Consider the following 12,605-nt stretch of genomic DNA (forward strand, 5'->3'; position numbering starts at 1 on the left):
CGCAAAGTAGAATCACCCTGTGATTCGAACCGTTGACCTCCGTGGAAAGACTCTTGATAAAGCTGGTTATCAAGGCGAGCTTCCACGCGCCAAACTTGATGTGGCGCAGGCGATGACTCTTATCGAACCGATTCTGCGACGTGTTCAAAACGGTGCTGAGGCAGATCTGATTGCACTTGCTCAAGAGTTTGATGGAGTTACACCACCATCAATTCGAGTTCCACAGTCAGCCCTTGATTCAGCACTTGCCCAGCTCGATCCTGCAATTCGCAAGGCACTTGAAGTATCCGCCGAGAGAATTCGCAGAGTTCACAACGATCAAGTGCGTACCGAGACTCGCACCACTGTTGTCGATGGTGGAGTTGTTACTGAGAAATGGATTCCTGTTGATCGCGTGGGGCTCTATGTCCCAGGTGGTCGCGCCGTCTATCCAAGTAGCGTGTTAATGAATGTCATTCCGGCTCAGATTGCGAAGGTGCAGAGCATCGCTGTTGCATCTCCTCCACAGAAAGAATTCGGCGGACTTCCTCACCCAACAATTCTTGCAACGTGCGCTCTTCTTGGTATTACTGAGGTTTATGCAGTGGGGGGAGCGCAGGCGATTGCTCTCTTTGGTTATGGAATGAAGGGTGTTGCACAAAAGTGTGATCTTGTGACAGGTCCAGGCAATATCTATGTTGCAGCAGCCAAGCGAGCACTTCGTGGCGTTATTGGAATTGATTCAGAGGCAGGTCCGACTGAGATTGCCATCCTTGCTGATGAGAGTGCACTAGCTGCCGATGTTGCAGCAGATCTTATAAGCCAAGCAGAACACGATGTGATTGCAGCAGCTGTATTAGTTACTACATCGACTCAATTGGCTAAGGAAGTGGAAGCAGAACTTGAGAAGCGAGTTGCTGTAACTAAACACTCCGAGCGTATTCGTTCTGCTCTTACTGGAATTCAATCTGCTATCGCACTCGTTGATTCCATCGAACAAGGACTCGATGTTGTGAACGCATATGCGGCAGAGCACTTAGAGATTCAGACTCGTAGCGCATCCCGCGATGCCCAGCAGGTCCGCAATGCTGGAGCAGTATTTATCGGACGCTTCTCACCAGTTTCACTTGGTGATTACTCTGCCGGTTCCAACCACGTTCTCCCAACAGGCGGTTGTGCATGCCACAGCAGTGGTTTATCTGTTCAAACTTTCTTACGCGGTCTTCACTTTATTGAGTATGACAAGAAGGCGTTCACCGACATTCTCGAGACTGTCGTGACTCTTGCAAACTCTGAAGATCTCCCCGCACACGGTGAAGCGATGACTGCGCGATTGGAAAATCTATGAACCAATGGCCATCCTGGTTGCCATTGCGCCAGAATCTTCAAGAGCTCTCACCCTATGGAGCGCCTCAGCTTCCAGCAGAAGCTGTCATGAATACCAATGAGAATCCTTATCCACCATCTGCTGCGTTAGCCAAGGCAATTGCAGATCGCATCTCAGATGTTGCACTGACCCTTAATCGTTACCCAGATCGCGATGCGGTTGTATTGCGCACCAAACTTGCTGACTTCATTAATGGGTTATCAAAAACTAGATTCACATCTAGCAATGTGTGGGCTGCCAATGGAAGCAATGAAATTATTCAATCTCTCTTTATGGCCTTTGGTGGGGGAGCAGCGCTGGGATTCACACCTTCTTATTCGATGCACCCATTGATTGCAAAGGTCACTCAGGTGCAGTGGCTCAATGGCAATCGCCGTGAAGATTTCACACTTGATATTGACTCAGCGATTGAGCAGATTCAGCGCGATAAGCCAACACTGACATTTATTACAACGCCGAATAATCCAACGGGATCTGCTGTCACGATTGAAGAGATTGAGAAGATTGCGAAATCAACTTCAGGGCTTCTGATTGTTGATGAGGCATATGCAGAGTTCTCCGATGAAATCTCTGCTGTTACTTTGATTGAGAAGTACCCACATGTTGTTGTCATTCGCACAATGAGTAAGGCCTTTGCCTTTGCTGGAGTGCGCCTTGGATATCTGATTGCAGATCCAGCAGTTATTGATGCAATGTTCTTAGTTCGCTTGCCGTATCACCTGAGCGCGCTGACTCAAGCAGCAGCTGAAGTTGCACTGGACTTTAAGGGCGAGCTTTTGGGGACAGTGGCTCAACTGCGTGTAGATCGTGATCGCGTTGCAGCCCAACTGAGCGAGATGGGTCTTACAGTCATTCCAAGTGCTTCTAACTTCCTGCTCTTCACAGGCTTTGATATGCCATCGGCCCAGCTCTGGCAGGCGATGCTCGATAGAGGTGTTCTCATCAGAGATGTGGGATTATTGGGCTACTTAAGAGTCACCATTGGCAATGAAGCCGAAAATACAAAGTTTATTTCAACGCTATCGGTATGCCTGGGAGAAAAATGAGCAGAACATCACGAGTCGAACGCACTACTAAAGAGTCAAGCGTTCTTGTAGAACTCAACCTTGATGGAACCGGTGAGATCTCGGTCGACACAGGAGTTCCATTTTTCGATCACATGCTGAGCCAATTAGGAAAGCACTCTGGTTTTAATCTGACAGTCAAGACAACAGGTGATGTTGATGTTGATTCACACCACACTGTGGAAGATACATCTCTGGCATTTGGCCAAGCACTCCGCGAAGCGCTAGGGGACAAAGCAGGCATTCGTCGTTTTGGTGATGCCATGGTTCCACTGGATGAGGTTCTTGTTCAGGCAGCTGTCGATCTTTCAGGCCGCCCATATCTTGTGCATCGTCAACCAGAGATTGTTGAACTTATTGGAACTTTTGATACAACTCTTGGAAAACACATTTGGGAATCAATCGTTGCTGAGGCGCGCATCGCACTGCATATTCGCGTTCTTGAAGGCCGCAATGCTCACCACGTATTCGAAGCTCAATTCAAAGCAGTTGCTCGCGCACTTCGCGATGCTGTGGCACTTGATTCTCGTGTTGCAGGGATTCCTTCAACAAAGGGCTCTCTCTAACGTTCGTGATTGCAATTCTTGATTACGGATCTGGCAACCTTCGTTCAGCACAGCGTGCCTTTGAAACTTCTGGCAAAGAGGTAGTTCTTACATCTGACTACGACATCGCACTCAACGCCGATGGATTAGTTGTTCCAGGTGTTGGAGCATTTGCAGCATGCATGCAAGGACTTGCTGGAGTTCGTGGTGATCAACTTGTTCTCGAAAGAATTGCTTTAAAGCGCCCCACTCTGGGCATCTGTGTGGGAATGCAGATTCTCTTTTCGCATGGCGTTGAGCATGGAAACCATGATGGAGTTGGAGTCTGGGATGCAACGGTAGAAAAACTTGAAGCACCGATCCTTCCTCATATGGGGTGGAATACAGTTTCTGTTGGAAGCGGGAGCTCGCTCTTTAAAGGCGTTGAAAATGAGTCCTTCTACTTTGTGCACTCATACGCTGTGAAGAAGAAGGTGGGTGCAGTTGCAACAATGGCTCACCATGGTGAAGATTTTCTTGCAGCAGTTGAAGATGGAGTTATTGCCGCAACGCAATTTCACCCAGAAAAATCAGGAGATGCGGGTCTGCATCTGATTAAGAATTGGGTGGATGGGCTATGAGTTATCTAGAGCTATTACCAGCTGTTGATGTCAAAGATGGACGCGCTGTCAGGCTTGTGCAGGGTGAACTCGATGCTGAGACCGCCTATGGCAATCCACTTGAAGTAGCCCTTGAATTTCAAGCAGCGGGAGCTGAGTGGTTACACCTTGTCGATCTTGATGCAGCATTTGGTCGTGGGGAAAATAGCGCACTCCTTGCTGAAGTAGTGGGCAGACTCGATATCAAGGTTGAGCTATCGGGTGGAATTCGTGACGATGAATCTTTGCGAAGGGCACTTGCAACAGGATGTGAGAGAGTCAATCTTGGAACCGCAGCCCTTGAAGATCCAGAATGGACTGCAAAGGTCATTGCTGAATTTGGTAATCGCATTGCAGTGGGACTTGATGTGAGAGGCCATGTACTTGCAGCTCGTGGTTGGACGAAGGAGGGTGGCGATCTCTTTGAAACCATAGAACGTCTTGAGCGCGATGGCTGTGCTCGCTATGTCGTTACCGATGTGACAAAGGATGGAACGCTCAAGGGTCCCAACATTGAATTGCTTAAAGAAGTTTGTGCTGTCACACGCAAGCCTGTTGTTGCATCCGGCGGTATTTCATCGCTGGAAGATATTGCAGCACTTGTCGCATTGAATAACTCAGGCGTTGAAGGTGCAATCGTGGGTAAAGCACTTTATGCGGGCGCATTCACTTTGCAAGAGGCACTGGAGCTCACACGACGATGAGTCTTTCTATCCGCATCATTCCCTGCCTTGACGTCACCGATGGTCGAGTAGTCAAAGGCGTTAACTTCACAGCTCTCGTTGATGCAGGAGATCCTGTTGAGATGGCAGCTCTCTATGGCAGAGAAGGTGCAGATGAACTCACATTTCTTGATATCTCAGCAAGTGTTGCAGGACGTGAGACAACGTTAGATGTTGTTCGAAAGACTGCAGAGCAAGTATTTATTCCTCTCACTGTTGGCGGGGGAATCCGAACAGTTGAAGATGTTGACCGATTGCTGCGAGCAGGAGCAGATAAAGTCTCTATCAACACCGCGGCCCTTGCCCGCCCAGAACTGATTGCAGAGATTGCAGATCGATTTGGTTCACAAGTATTAGTGCTCTCTGTTGATGCACGTCGCGCTCGTACTGACTCTGGATTTGAAGTAACAACTCACGGTGGGCGCGAATCTGTAGGTGTTGATGCATTGGCATGGGTTGAAAAGGCATGTGCACTGGGCGTGGGTGAGATTCTGCTCAACTCTATGGATGCAGATGGAACACGTGCAGGTTATGACATTGGAATGATTACTGCTGTTCGTGCTGTCTCTAAGGTTCCACTTATTGCTAGTGGTGGGGCTGGAACACTGGAGGATTTCGCATCAGCTCTAGATGCTGGAGCCGATGCGCTCTTGGCCGCGAGCGTCTTTCACTTTGGAATTCATCGTATTGGTGATGTGAAGAAGTACCTCTCTGGTCACAATTATTCGGTGCGCAATGCGCATACGGTCTAAGGCAGAATAAGCACATGAGCGACGCCCTTAGCCCAGAGATATCTGCGCTTCTTAAAGATCCGACAGCTCTGATTCCGGCTATCGCCCAGGATGTTCACTCAGGTGAAGTCTTGATGCTTGCCTATGTGAACTCGCAGTCAATGGCTGCAACTCTTGCTACAGGACGAGCCACATATTGGTCGCGCTCTCGCAATGAACTTTGGGAGAAGGGTGCAACATCGGGCAACACTCAGTTAGTGCACTCAATCTCACTCGACTGTGATGGCGATGCACTTTTGTTTAAAGTTGAACAGACTGGCGCTGCCTGTCACACAGGCGATCACTCCTGTTTTCATAGAAATATTGAGATGACGCGATGAAGCTTGAAGAATTTCGCGAGTATGCCAAGAGCAACAACGTTATCCCTGTCTATCGCAAACTTTTGGGTGATGGCGAAACCCCACTAAATATCTATAAGAAGTTAGCAAAGAACCTACCTGGCACATTCCTGCTTGAATCCGCTGAGCATGGGGGAGTCTGGTCGCGTTATTCATTTATTGGTGCACATAGCCAAACAACGCTGACTGAGAAAGATGGCGTTGCTGTGTGGCTTGGTAAACCTCCTGCTGGTGTTCCTCAAGGAATGAATCCGCTTGAGGCGCTGCGTAAGACTGTCGCACATTTGAAGTCTCCGAAGATTGAAGGTCTTCCTACTCTGACAGGTGGGCTCGTTGGCTATATGGGTTATGACTCTGTGCGCAGATTAGAAAAGATTTCAAACCTCGCCACAAAAGATATTGATCTACCTGAAATAGCTTTCATATTGACAAGTGATTTAGCAGTGATGGATCACAGCGAGGGAACTATCACCTTGATTGCCAACGCCATCAACTGGGATGGCTCAGATGAGCGCATCGATGAGTCCTATGCAGATGCAGTCTCTCGCCTTGATCGCATGCAGGCTGAGCTTCTCGTTCCATTAGCTGGAGATGTATCGCAGATCCCAGCAAAGAAATCTCCACAATTTGATCGCAATATGACTGAGGAAGAATTCAAGTCAAAGATTGAGATTGCGAAGGAAGAGATACGAGCGGGTGAGGCTTTCCAGATTGTGCTTTCGCAACGTTTTTCTATGCCATGTTCTGCAGATGCCCTCGATGTCTATCGCATGCTGCGACTGAATAATCCAAGTCCATATATGTATCTCTTCAGATTTGAAGATGGAATCGAAGTTGTGGGCTCAAGCCCTGAGGCTCTTGTGAAGGTAACGGGCACTGATGTGATGGTGCATCCGATTGCCGGTACCCGCCGTCGTTCAGCATCTATCGAAGAAGATATTCGACTAGGTGAAGAACTCCTTGCCGATCCGAAAGAGCGTGCAGAGCATTTGATGTTGGTAGATCTTGGTCGCAATGATTTAGGTCGCGTATGTGCACCGGGCAGCGTTGAAGTCATCGACTTTATGCACATTGAGCGCTACTCCCACGTGATGCATATTGTCTCAACCGTTATTGGAAAGCTTGGAAAGAACTCAACTCCGATTGATGCCCTCTTCTCAGTCTTTCCAGCAGGAACACTTTCCGGTGCTCCAAAACCACGTGCGATGGAAATTATCGAAACTCTGGAACCGACAAGGCGTGGTCTCTATGGTGGCGCAATCGGATACTTCGACTTCACAGGAAATATTGATACCTGCATCGCAATTCGCACAGCACTTCTGCATAAAGGCATCGCCCATGTTCAAGCCGGCGCTGGTGTCGTTGCTGATTCTGATCCAACATCTGAAAATGATGAGACTCTCAATAAGGCAGCTGCAGTACTTGGTGCTATCACTGCCGCAAATGAATTGAAGCGGCGCTAGTAATGAAGGTCGGCATTTCACTCATCATCGTTGCTGTCTTAGCAATTGCCATCAGTCGTCGAATCCGCCTCTCGCCTCGCTATGACAGAGCGCCACGTAAATTAACTCAATGGAATTCCATGGATAAGGGAATCGATCCGACAGAAGATCAGTCATGAGCGTTTTAGATTCCATCATCGAAGGTGTTCGCGAAGATTTAGCAGCTAGGCGACTGCCCTTGGTGCAGATTCACAAACGTATGGAGCAGACAGCTCCAGCACTTGATGCACATGAATTCTTGTCGCGAGATGAGATGAATGTGATTGCAGAAGTTAAGCGCTCCTCACCAAGCAAAGGCGTACTTGCTTCCATCACAGATCCAGCAGCTTTGGCCGAGCAATATCAAGAGGCAGGAGCTGCTGCGGTCAGTGTATTAACTGAGCGTCGTCGCTTCGGTGGTTCTCTTGAAGATCTTGATGCGGTGCGCAAGAGAGTTTCTATTCCAGTTCTTCGCAAAGATTTTATGGTGGATGAATATCAATTCTTAGAAGCTCGCGCACATGGCGCAGATATAGTTTTGCTTATTGTTGCAGCACTTTCAAAGAGTCAGCTGAGAGATTTCTACGATCTTGCAACTGAACTTGGGATGGCATCCCTTATCGAAGTCCACACAGCGCAAGAACTTGAAGGTGCAATGGATATTGAACCGCGCATCATTGGAGTTAACTCTCGAAACCTAAAAACTCTCGATGTTGATAGCGCAGCTTTTGCAGACCTCATTCCTCGCATTCCATCGGATGTGATTCGGGTCGCTGAGTCAGGAATTGCCACTCGCTCAGATGTGGAATTCGCTCAGAAGGCTGGAGCCACAGCAATCTTGGTCGGAGAATCTCTTGTGAAATCTGGTGACCCTATTTCTGCCATGCAGGAACTCATAGGTCGCAGGTAGTCTTTCACCATGACTACTGTCGATGATCTCGCAGGGCACTTTGGCCCCTATGGAGGTCGCTTCGTTCCTGAAGCGTTGATTGGCGCGCTCGAAGAGCTTGATGCGATTCGCATTAAGGCGCTGACAGATCCAACGTTCATTGCAGAGTTAGCTGAACTTCATCGCACTTATACCGGTCGTCCAAGCATCATCACTGAGGCAAAGCGATTTGCCGAACATGCAGGCGGAGCGCGCATACTTCTCAAGCGTGAAGATCTCAACCACACAGGCAGTCATAAGATTAATAATGTTTTAGGTCAGGCGCTTCTGACCAAGCGAATGGGTAAGAAGCGCATCATCGCCGAAACTGGTGCAGGTCAGCATGGCGTTGCCTCTGCAACGGCTGCAGCGCTGATGGGTCTTGAGTGTGTTGTCTATATGGGCGAGGAAGATACAAAGCGCCAATCACTCAACGTTGCTCGTATGAAGTTATTGGGCGCAGAAGTTGTTCCCGTGACGTCAGGCTCTCGCACACTCAAAGATGCAATTAATGAAGCGATGCGTGACTGGGTAACCAATGTGGAGACAACACATTACCTACTTGGCACTGTTGCAGGACCTCATCCATTCCCATCCATGGTCCGTGATTTCCATAAAATTATTGGTGAAGAATCTCGCGAACAAGTGTTGGCTCTGACGGGTCGACTTCCTGATGCTGTGCTTGCCTGCGTTGGTGGTGGCTCAAATGCAATTGGAATTTTCCATCGATTTATCTCAGATCCATCTGTGCGATTGATTGGACTTGAAGCAGCAGGAGATGGCGTTGAAACCGGTCGCCATGCTGCCTCTATTTCAGGTGGATCACCAGGAGTGCTTCATGGAAATCGCACCTATGTTCTTCAAGATGCCAATGGTCAGACAATCGAGTCGCACTCAATCTCAGCAGGACTTGATTACCCAGGTGTTGGACCTGAGCATGCATATCTGCACGACATCGGACGCGCTGAATATCGTGGAATCACTGATGCTCAAGCGATGCATGCATTTGCTCTACTTTCAAAAACTGAAGGAATTATCCCTGCGATTGAAACAGCTCATGCATTGGCAGGAGCTATGCAAGTGGGAAATGAATTAGGTAAAGATGCCATTATCCTCATCAACCTTTCAGGTCGTGGAGATAAAGATGTGCAGACTGCAGCGCAGTACTTTGGAATTCCCCTCTAAATGACAACTCCGCTGGATGATCTCTTTGTAAAGACTCGTGCTGAAAATCGCGCGGCGCTGATTGCCTATATCCCAGCAGGATTTCCCAGTATTGAAGGTTGCAAGAAAGTTATTCAAGCATTTGTCGATGGCGGCGTTGATGCGATTGAAATCGGTTTTCCTTATAGCGATCCTGTGATGGATGGACCGACAATTCAAGCGGCTGCAGATCAATCATTGGCACAGGGAACTGGGGCGAAGGAAGTTTTTGAAGCGCTCAAAGTAGCTACCGATGCTGGCGTTGCAGCCGTTGTGATGACGTATTGGAACCCCATTGAAAAGTATGGAGTCGAGAAATTCGCACAATCGATTTCAGATAATGGGGGATCAGGGGTCATTACTCCGGATCTGACCATTGAAGAATCTGCATCGTGGAAAGAGGCAGTGGAGAAGATAGGAATCAATCCCATCTATGTTGTTGCACCGAGTACTACCGATTCCAGACTTCCGCAGGTAACTTCGCGATGTAGTGGATTTGTCTATGCCGCAAGTTTGATGGGTGTTACAGGCACTCGTACCTCAGTCTCATCCGGTGCCCCAGATCTTGTTGCACGCATTCGCACAACAACGAAACTACCCATTGCTGTGGGCCTTGGCGTATCAACGCGGGAACAAGCAAAAGGTGTTGCCGGCTATGCCGATGGCGTTATTGTGGGCTCTGCATTTATCAAAGCCATACTGGATGCTCCGGATGAAGCAACAGGCTTAACAGCTGTTAAAGAACTCGCATCTCAATTAGCGCTAGGAGTACGTGAAGGACGATGAGAAAATATTTACCGTGGGTTGGCCTTGTGGCTCGTCTTATTCTTGGCGGAACTCTCATTGTTGCTGGATACCTAAAGTTTGATGAGCTAGATAAATCTCAAATGGCAGTTCGTGCCTATGAGCTTCTCCCGATACCGCTAGCAAATTTCATGGGTATCTTCCTTCCATTCTTTGAATTAGCAATTGGAATCCTGCTTGTCTTAGGTGCATCTACCCGCATCGCTGCATTGTTAAGTGGATTACTTATGTTCGCCTTCATAATCGGAATTTCACAGGCGTGGGCGCGTGGGCTCTCAATCGATTGTGGCTGCTTCGGTGGCGGGGGACAGGTTGCCCCTGGTGAGGCAGATTACGTAACTCCGCTTCTGCGCGACACAGGTCTGACATTGCTAGCGATATATCTAACTCTCTTCCCGCATACTAAAATTGGGCTCGATAAGAAACCGAAAACTGCAACCGAACTAGGAGAAGGCAATAATGGCTAATCAGAAACCAGGGAAAGATAACTTCACACGCAATATCGTCATTGCGGTGGTTGTAGGTGTTCTTCTCATCATGTTGGTACCAACCCTTCTCTCTAAGCAGACAGATACCTCTGCAAAGGTTCCGGCAAGTGTCTCTGCAGATCGCGGATATGGAATCGTCTTCAATGAAGAGCTCACAGGTGTTCCAGTGATTGAAATTTACGAAGATTTCCAATGCCCAGTGTGCGCGCAGTTTGAACAACTCCAGGGCGATTACATTGAATCTTTGATTACCGCCAAGAAGGCGACAGTTGTCTATCACACGCTCTCATTCTTAGGACCTGAGTCAGTTAACGCTGCAAATGCAGCAGCATGTTCTGCTGATGAAGGAAAGTTCCTTGGTTATCACCGCGCTCTCTATGCCAATCAGCCTGCAGAAAATACAGGTGTGTGGTCTAACGATGTCTTAGGAATTCTCGGTCAGGTAGCTGGCATTACCTCTAAGTCCTTTACTTCATGTGTTAATAACATGGATTACCAGGGCTGGGTCTCTAATGCAGCAGCTGCAGGTGCTAAGGCAAATGTGAACTCAACTCCTACAGTCTTCATCAATGGCAAAGAGATCAATCGCCAGAATGAATACTTCAACGCCGATAAGTTCAAAGCAGCTGTAGAGCGCGGATAAGGATGCTTCTTTCAATTCCAACTCCGACAACCTCGGCAGTTGAAATTGGACCGCTGACTATCCATTTCTATGCGCTCTGCATTATTGCTGGAGTTGCTTTAGCGATCTGGTTAGGCAATCGTCGATTCACCCGTGCACACGATGGAGTCGATGGTGTGGTTGCAGATGTTGCAATAGTTGCAGTTCCTGCTGGAGTTATCGGTGGGCGCATCTATCACGTGCTCACATCACCGGAACAGTATTTCGGTAGTGGTGCAGATGTTGTCGATATCTTCAAGATTTGGAAGGGCGGCTTAGGTATTTGGGGCGCAATAGCCTTAGGTACCTTCGGGGCATACATTTCTTATAAGAGGATTGGCGCCAGTAGATCACTTCCGCATTTTTCTCACTTTGCCGGTGCACTTGCTCCAGGGCTTGCACTTGCTCAAGCGATTGGGCGTTGGGGAAATTGGTTTAATGGCGAACTCTTCGGAAAGCCACTTGATGCTCCATGGGCGCTCTCCATTCCAGTTCGGTTAAGACCCGTCGGTTTTGAAGAGTTTGAAACATTCCATCCCACATTTCTCTATGAATCATTGTGGTGCATCGTTATTGCGCTGACCTTGATTTATATGACGCCAAAGTTATCCGGGGGAGCGATTTTCTCTCTCTATGTTGCAGGCTATAGCGCTGGACGATTCTTTATTGAGGGATTGCGCATCGACCAAGCCCATATATTTGCTGGTCTGCGTCTAAATCAATATGTCTCACTCATACTTGTTGCAGCTGGTGTGCTCGCCTTAAGTCGATATTCTCGCTCAAAGCGGTAGGCTATAAATATGGCTCTGGAAGATGTCTATCGTCGCAATCTGCATCACCGCACTCATCGTGCTGGTTGGCTGCGCGCTGCAGTCCTTGGTGCAAACGATGGCCTCGTCTCAACAGCAAGCTTGATGATTGGTGTTGCAGCTGCAAAGTCAGGCGATCATGGATTCTTGATTACAGCAGGTGCCGCAGGAATTGCAGCTGGTGCGATGTCGATGGCAGTCGGTGAATATGTTTCAGTGCGTTCACAAAATGATATTGAAGAATCTGATCGACTCCTTGAGATGGAACACCTTGCAATCGATCCCGATGGTGAACTGGAAGAGCTCATTGAGATTTACATCAACCGTGGATTAACCCGAGAGTTAGCGACGCAGGTTGCTGCCACAATGCATGCTAAGGATCCACTTGAAGCTCATCTGCGTGATGAGCTTGGTCAGCACCCGCATACCAAGGCGCGTCCTGTGCAAGCAGCGATTGCATCTGCCTGTGCCTTCACAGCAGGTGGCCTCATTCCTTTCGTTGGAGCATTTGCTGCTACAGATGGGAAAGCGGCCTGGACAATCGTTGCCTTTACCGTGATTGGGTTGGTTTTCACAGGAATGATTAGCGCCAAAACTGCAGGCTCAAAGCTCCTAATCCCAACCTTGCGCGTGATCGCAGGCGGCTGCCTCGGAATGGCAATCACCGCTGGAATTGGTCAGCTCTTGCATGTGAGTGGCATCTAAAGCACCCCCTTGCTACCCTTTCCACACTGACTAATCGTTTCACCAGCTACACCGGGCCAAGG

General features: G+C 48.6%; 16 protein-coding genes. All 16 read left to right on the forward strand.

Annotation, left to right across the window (positions count from 1 at the left end):
• Positions 1 to 19: 19 nt before the first annotated feature.
• From hisD to A1sIIA65_RS02870, 16 genes are read left to right on the forward strand one after another with little or no spacing between them, the layout of a single operon-like run.
• On the forward strand, positions 20 to 1,327 hold the full coding sequence (hisD, locus tag A1sIIA65_RS02800) for a histidinol dehydrogenase (protein ID WP_095676074.1): 1,308 nt from the start codon (positions 20 to 22) through the stop codon (positions 1,325 to 1,327).
• Complete coding sequence (locus tag A1sIIA65_RS02805; RefSeq protein ID WP_095676075.1) at positions 1,324 to 2,412, forward strand: histidinol-phosphate transaminase; 1,089 nt, start codon at positions 1,324 to 1,326, stop codon at positions 2,410 to 2,412. Before hisD ends, A1sIIA65_RS02805 begins: the two co-directional genes overlap by 4 nt.
• On the forward strand, positions 2,409 to 2,996 hold the full coding sequence (hisB, locus tag A1sIIA65_RS02810; protein WP_095676076.1) for an imidazoleglycerol-phosphate dehydratase HisB: 588 nt from the start codon (positions 2,409 to 2,411) through the stop codon (positions 2,994 to 2,996). The genes A1sIIA65_RS02805 and hisB overlap by 4 nt, the downstream gene beginning before the upstream one ends.
• 5 nt (positions 2,997 to 3,001) lie before the next feature.
• Positions 3,002 to 3,595 (forward strand): imidazole glycerol phosphate synthase subunit HisH, encoded by a 594-nt coding sequence (hisH, locus tag A1sIIA65_RS02815; protein WP_095676077.1) that lies wholly within the window; start codon positions 3,002 to 3,004, stop codon positions 3,593 to 3,595.
• Positions 3,592 to 4,317 (forward strand): bifunctional 1-(5-phosphoribosyl)-5-((5-phosphoribosylamino)methylideneamino)imidazole-4-carboxamide isomerase/phosphoribosylanthranilate isomerase PriA, encoded by a 726-nt coding sequence (gene priA, locus A1sIIA65_RS02820; RefSeq protein WP_095676078.1) that lies wholly within the window; start codon positions 3,592 to 3,594, stop codon positions 4,315 to 4,317. Before hisH ends, priA begins: the two co-directional genes overlap by 4 nt.
• Entirely contained in the window at positions 4,314 to 5,087 is a 774-nt protein-coding gene (gene hisF / locus A1sIIA65_RS02825) for an imidazole glycerol phosphate synthase subunit HisF (RefSeq protein ID WP_095676079.1), read from the forward strand. The genes priA and hisF overlap by 4 nt, the downstream gene beginning before the upstream one ends.
• 14 nt (positions 5,088 to 5,101) lie before the next feature.
• Positions 5,102 to 5,446 carry a phosphoribosyl-AMP cyclohydrolase gene (gene hisI / locus A1sIIA65_RS02830; RefSeq protein WP_095676080.1) on the forward strand — a complete coding sequence of 115 codons (345 nt, stop codon included), beginning with the start codon at positions 5,102 to 5,104 and terminating at the stop codon, positions 5,444 to 5,446.
• Positions 5,443 to 6,927: an anthranilate synthase component I gene (locus A1sIIA65_RS02835; RefSeq protein WP_095676081.1), complete on the forward strand. Its 1,485-nt coding sequence runs from the start codon at positions 5,443 to 5,445 to the stop codon at positions 6,925 to 6,927. The genes hisI and A1sIIA65_RS02835 overlap by 4 nt, the downstream gene beginning before the upstream one ends.
• Positions 6,928 to 6,929: 2 nt before the next feature.
• Positions 6,930 to 7,085 (forward strand): hypothetical protein, encoded by a 156-nt coding sequence (locus tag A1sIIA65_RS07000; protein WP_190277140.1) that lies wholly within the window; start codon positions 6,930 to 6,932, stop codon positions 7,083 to 7,085.
• Positions 7,082 to 7,855: an indole-3-glycerol phosphate synthase TrpC gene (trpC, locus tag A1sIIA65_RS02840; RefSeq protein ID WP_095676082.1), complete on the forward strand. Its 774-nt coding sequence runs from the start codon at positions 7,082 to 7,084 to the stop codon at positions 7,853 to 7,855. Before A1sIIA65_RS07000 ends, trpC begins: the two co-directional genes overlap by 4 nt.
• 9 nt (positions 7,856 to 7,864) lie before the next feature.
• Positions 7,865 to 9,058, forward strand: coding sequence for a tryptophan synthase subunit beta (gene trpB / locus A1sIIA65_RS02845; protein WP_095676083.1), 1,194 nt, complete (start codon positions 7,865 to 7,867; stop codon positions 9,056 to 9,058).
• Positions 9,059 to 9,862, forward strand: coding sequence for a tryptophan synthase subunit alpha (trpA, locus tag A1sIIA65_RS02850; protein WP_095676084.1), 804 nt, complete (start codon positions 9,059 to 9,061; stop codon positions 9,860 to 9,862). It abuts the gene before it with no gap.
• Complete coding sequence (locus A1sIIA65_RS02855) at positions 9,859 to 10,347, forward strand: MauE/DoxX family redox-associated membrane protein (RefSeq protein ID WP_095676085.1); 489 nt, start codon at positions 9,859 to 9,861, stop codon at positions 10,345 to 10,347. Before trpA ends, A1sIIA65_RS02855 begins: the two co-directional genes overlap by 4 nt.
• Complete coding sequence (locus tag A1sIIA65_RS02860; RefSeq protein WP_095676086.1) at positions 10,340 to 11,011, forward strand: DsbA family protein; 672 nt, start codon at positions 10,340 to 10,342, stop codon at positions 11,009 to 11,011. The genes A1sIIA65_RS02855 and A1sIIA65_RS02860 overlap by 8 nt, the downstream gene beginning before the upstream one ends.
• Before the next feature lie 2 nt (positions 11,012 to 11,013).
• Positions 11,014 to 11,820, forward strand: a complete 807-nt coding sequence (gene lgt / locus A1sIIA65_RS02865) for a prolipoprotein diacylglyceryl transferase (protein ID WP_095676087.1) — start codon at positions 11,014 to 11,016, stop codon at positions 11,818 to 11,820.
• 9 nt (positions 11,821 to 11,829) lie between these two features.
• Complete coding sequence (locus tag A1sIIA65_RS02870) at positions 11,830 to 12,543, forward strand: VIT1/CCC1 transporter family protein (RefSeq protein WP_095676088.1); 714 nt, start codon at positions 11,830 to 11,832, stop codon at positions 12,541 to 12,543.
• Positions 12,544 to 12,605: the final 62 nt, after the last annotated feature.

Source organism: Candidatus Planktophila dulcis (assembly GCF_002288225.1).
Classification (GTDB): Bacteria; Actinomycetota; Actinomycetes; order Nanopelagicales; family Nanopelagicaceae; genus Planktophila; species Planktophila dulcis.

Coding starts and splice junctions, on each gene's coding strand:
- A1sIIA65_RS02805 (WP_095676075.1), top strand. CDS start 1,324: ATGAACCAATGGCCATCCTGGTTGCCATTGCGCCAGAATCTTCAAGAG.
- hisB (WP_095676076.1), top strand. CDS start 2,409: ATGAGCAGAACATCACGAGTCGAACGCACTACTAAAGAGTCAAGCGTT.
- priA (WP_095676078.1), top strand. CDS start 3,592: ATGAGTTATCTAGAGCTATTACCAGCTGTTGATGTCAAAGATGGACGC.
- hisF (WP_095676079.1), top strand. CDS start 4,314: ATGAGTCTTTCTATCCGCATCATTCCCTGCCTTGACGTCACCGATGGT.
- hisI (WP_095676080.1), top strand. CDS start 5,102: ATGAGCGACGCCCTTAGCCCAGAGATATCTGCGCTTCTTAAAGATCCG.
- A1sIIA65_RS02835 (WP_095676081.1), top strand. CDS start 5,443: ATGAAGCTTGAAGAATTTCGCGAGTATGCCAAGAGCAACAACGTTATC.
- A1sIIA65_RS07000 (WP_190277140.1), top strand. CDS start 6,930: ATGAAGGTCGGCATTTCACTCATCATCGTTGCTGTCTTAGCAATTGCC.
- trpC (WP_095676082.1), top strand. CDS start 7,082: ATGAGCGTTTTAGATTCCATCATCGAAGGTGTTCGCGAAGATTTAGCA.
- trpB (WP_095676083.1), top strand. CDS start 7,865: ATGACTACTGTCGATGATCTCGCAGGGCACTTTGGCCCCTATGGAGGT.
- trpA (WP_095676084.1), top strand. CDS start 9,059: ATGACAACTCCGCTGGATGATCTCTTTGTAAAGACTCGTGCTGAAAAT.
- A1sIIA65_RS02855 (WP_095676085.1), top strand. CDS start 9,859: ATGAGAAAATATTTACCGTGGGTTGGCCTTGTGGCTCGTCTTATTCTT.
- A1sIIA65_RS02860 (WP_095676086.1), top strand. CDS start 10,340: ATGGCTAATCAGAAACCAGGGAAAGATAACTTCACACGCAATATCGTC.
- lgt (WP_095676087.1), top strand. CDS start 11,014: ATGCTTCTTTCAATTCCAACTCCGACAACCTCGGCAGTTGAAATTGGA.
- A1sIIA65_RS02870 (WP_095676088.1), top strand. CDS start 11,830: ATGGCTCTGGAAGATGTCTATCGTCGCAATCTGCATCACCGCACTCAT.